This is a genomic window from Variovorax sp. P4_D9 (assembly GCF_056401695.1).
This window is the reverse complement of sequence record NZ_JBFUIU010000861.1, coordinates 1-3636: the sequence shown is the minus strand read 5'-3', so window position 1 is coordinate 3636 and position 3636 is coordinate 1. Positions and strand designations below refer to the sequence as shown.

The window sequence follows — 3636 nt, the reverse complement described above, 5'->3', positions numbered from 1 at the left end:
AGCATGTACTGGGGCACCAACGAGCAGCCGCTGCCGTGGGCCAGCTGAAAGGAACACGATCATGAGCGTACTGGGCATCGACCAGATCACCTACGTGGCCGACGACCTCGCGGTCTGCCGCAACTTCTTCCAGGACTGGGGCCTCTCGCTCAAGTCCGAGATCGCCGACGAACTCGTCTTCGAATGCCTCAACGGCTGCACGGTGGTCATCGCGGCGTTGGACAAGCCGGGCCTGCCGGCCGGCATGGAAGAGGGTCCGACCCTGCGCGAAGTGGTGTGGGGAGTCGAGAGCGACGCCGACCTCGCGCGCTATGCCGCGGCGATCGCCAAGGACCCCGGCTTCGTCGACGGCGAGGTCGATGGCGGCCGTCGCATCGGCTGCATCGACCCGAACGGCCTGGCCGTGCGGCTGCAGGTCAGCCGCAAGCATGCGGTCGACGTCGACTGCGGCGCGATGAATACCTGGAACGCCAAGCCGCGCATCAACCAGCCCGCGCCGGTGTACGAGCGGGCGACGCCGATCGAGGTCGGTCACGTGGTCTTCTTCGTCGGCGACGTCCAGGCCACCAGCGCCTTCTATGCCGAGCGCTTCGGCTTCGTCGCGTCCGACAGCTATCCGAACCGTGGCGCTTTCATGCGCTGCGCCCCGGAGGGCGGCCACCACGACCTGTTCCTGCTGCAGTTGCCCTCGGGCAAGCGCGGACTGAACCACGTCGCCTTCACGGTGCGTGACATCCACGAGGTGTTCGGCGGCGGCCTGCACTTCTCACGCAAGGGCTGGGAAACGCAGCTCGGCCCGGGCCGCCACCCGGTGTCCTCGGCCTACTTCTGGTACTTCAAGAACCCGGCCGGCGGCCTGATCGAGTACTACGCCGACGAGGACCAGCTGACTGCCGAATGGCAGCCGCGCGAGTTCGAGCCGGGCCCGACCGTGTTCGCCGAATGGGCGGTCGATGGCGGCCTCGACGGCCATACGCGTCGTCAAAAGAATGCCGAAGGCCCTAAGGGCGCTTTCCTGACGGAGAAGAAATGAGCGATCTCATGCGCCGGCCCCTGCGCCTCGCCGCCACCGTCGTGCTCGCCTTCGCGGCGCTGACGTCGGCGCACGCCCAGAGCGATGCGCAGAAGCAGCTCGCGAGCGACCGCTTCACCATCGTCTCGCCGTTTCCGCCGGGCGGCCCCGTCGACACGCTGGCGCGGGTGCTGTCCGAAGGGCTCGCCAAGCGCTATGGCCAGCCGGCCGTGGTCGAGAACCTGGCGGGTGCGGCCGGCAACATCGGCATCGACAAGGTGAAGCGCGCCAAGGGAGATGTCCACACGCTGCTGGTGGTGCCGGCCGGCAACCTGACGATTAACCCGACCCTGATGCCGAACTTCCCGTTCGACATCGCCAAGGACTTCGTGCCGGTGACGATGCTCGCGACCGCGCCCAACGTGCTGGTGGCGACGCCGACCTCGGGCTTCAAGAACGCCAAGGAGGTGGTCGCCCAGGCCAAGGCCAAACCCGGCACGCTGTCCTATGCGTCGCCCGGTGTCGGCAGCGGCCTGCACCTGGCGGGCGAACTGTTCAAGCAGCAGGCCGGTGTCGATCTGCTGCACGTGCCCTACAAGGGCACGGCGCCGGCGCTCAACGACGTGCTCGGCGGCGTGGTGCCGCTGATGTTCAGCAACCTGCCGGCCACGCTGCCCTTCATCAAGAGCGGCAAGCTGGTCGCGCTCGGCGTCACTGAAGGCAAGCGCAGCCCGGTCGCGCCGGAGATCCCGACGTTGGCCGAGCAGGGCATCCAGGGCGTCAACGTGACCTCCTGGTACGGCCTGCTGGCACCGGCCGGGACGCCGCCCGCGGTGGCCGAGCAGCTTGCCAGGGACGCCGCCGAGATCCTCGCCGCGCCGGACGTGCGCGAGCGCCTCAAGGCCCAGGGCATGACCGACGCCTCGATGAAGCCGGCCGAATTCGCAGCCGCGATCCGCGACGAGACCGCGGTGTGGGCAAAGATCATCAAGGCCCACAACATCGTGGCCGAGTAATAAGAAAGGGAAGGGGACAACACATGCAATGCAATGAATCCACCATCGGCATCGTCGGTGCCGGCATCGGCGGCCTGGTCGCCGGCATCGCGCTGCGGCGCGCCGGCCACGACGTCGTCGTGTTCGAGCAGGCGAAGCAGTTCGCCCGCGTCGGCGCCGACATCAACCTGACGCCGAACGCGGTCCGCGCCCTCGACGGCCTCGGCGTCGGCGAGGCGGCCCGCGTGACGGCCGCGCGGCCAACGCACCGTATCAGCCGCAGCTACGACAGCGGCGCGGAAACCTCGCGCCTCGAGATGGCCGACTCGGCCGAGGCGAAGTACGGCGCGCCGCAGCTCACGATCCACCGGGCCGACCTGCTGGCGGCGTTGGCCGAGATGTTCCCGGCCGAGCGCGTGGCGCTAGGCAAGCGGGCGCGATCGATCACGCCCGATGCACTGGGCGTGAGCTTGGCCTTCGAGGACGGCAGCAGCGCCCGCGTCGGCGTGCTGATCGGTGCCGACGGCATCCTTTCGGCGGTGCGCACCGCGATGTTCGGCGCCGAGAGTCCGCGCTTCACGGGCATCGTGGCCTACCGCGCCGTGGTGCCGGTCGAGCGGCGTCGCCGACGTGCCGAACCTCGGCGCCTTCACCAAGTGGTGGGGCCCGAATCCGCAGAGCCAGATCGCGAGGGCGGCAACGCCGACTGGATCTACGGCTATGACGCCTGGGCGGTGCCGGTGACGGCGGCGCCTGCGGCCTGAGAGGCATCCCATGACCACGGCATCGACGTCCAGCGCAACCCTGCTGCTGACCCTCGTAATGAAGCACCACGCCGGCCTGACGCTGGACGACGTGCAGGCGCGCATGAAGGCCAGCGACTGGTGGGAGTCCTTTCCGCCCGGGGGCACGCGCATCGTCTCGTGGACGGTGGCGATGGGCCTGGGGCAGATCCTCACGCTCGAGCTGCCGACCGAGAAGTTGCCGCTGGTCAATCTCGAACTCGAGCGCCGCGCCTGGGGCGTCTTCGCCACCGAGTGCTATCCGAGCTATGACTTCGTTCCGGTGCGCGAGCGCATCCGCGAGCGGGTCCGCGACGGCGGCCAGTAAGGCCGTCCACTTTCGATCAACCTGTTTTTTTTCCGATGGAGCGAACCATGACCAACCGGTATCTCGATCCCTACCAGGCGCGCCAGCGCATCCCCACCACCTACGAGGACCTGCTCGGCGACGCCATCGAGCGCGCCTTCGCGGCCGGTGTCCACGACCTCGCCGGCCTGGTCGAGCGGCTCAACGACAGCGGCCTCGCGAGCCCCAGCGGCAAGGCCTGGACCGAGGCCACCTACCGCGAAGAGATGGCCGTCCTCGGCGCCTGAGCGCCGCGCCGCCTCYCATTCCCATCAAGAGGAACCCCACCATGACCCCCTCCCGCGRAGACCCCGTCGACCAGCTGCTCGAGATCGGCCTCAAGGATCTCTGGTACCCGATCTGCCCCTCCGGCTTCATCAAGGAATCGCCCGTGTCGCTGCGCCGCTTGGGCCGCAAGTTCGCCCTCTGGCGCGACCACGCCGGCAAGCTCCACGCACTCGAAGACCGCTGCCCGCACCGCGGTGCGCCGCTGTCGCAGGG

At 68.9% G+C, this 3636-nt stretch carries 5 protein-coding genes and 1 pseudogene; all 6 read left to right on the top strand.

Translation table 11 applies throughout. The features are described from left to right. Positions 1-61: 61 nt before the first annotated feature. Entirely contained in the window at positions 62-1033 is a 972-nt protein-coding gene (locus AC1DY5_RS46980; RefSeq protein WP_478121228.1) for a VOC family protein, read from the top strand. An 8-nt stretch (positions 1034-1041) separates the two neighbouring features. Further along, positions 1042-2028, top strand: a complete 987-nt coding sequence (locus AC1DY5_RS46975) for a Bug family tripartite tricarboxylate transporter substrate binding protein (protein ID WP_478121229.1) — start codon at positions 1042-1044, stop codon at positions 2026-2028. A gap of 23 nt (positions 2029-2051) precedes the next feature. After that, a pseudogene (locus AC1DY5_RS46970) lies at positions 2052-2694 on the top strand (FAD-dependent monooxygenase); the annotation flags it as partial. Positions 2695-2781: 87 nt separating this feature from the next. After that, on the top strand, positions 2782-3117 hold the full coding sequence (locus AC1DY5_RS46965; protein WP_478121227.1) for a hypothetical protein: 336 nt from the start codon (positions 2782-2784) through the stop codon (positions 3115-3117). A 47-nt stretch (positions 3118-3164) separates the two neighbouring features. Continuing rightward, positions 3165-3383 carry a recombinase-like helix-turn-helix domain-containing protein gene (locus tag AC1DY5_RS46960; protein ID WP_478121226.1) on the top strand — a complete coding sequence of 73 codons (219 nt, stop codon included), beginning with the start codon at positions 3165-3167 and terminating at the stop codon, positions 3381-3383. A gap of 41 nt (positions 3384-3424) precedes the next feature. Continuing rightward, positions 3425-3636, top strand: a 212-nt coding sequence (locus AC1DY5_RS46955; RefSeq protein WP_478121225.1) for a Rieske 2Fe-2S domain-containing protein, incomplete at its 3' end; no start/stop codon positions are given.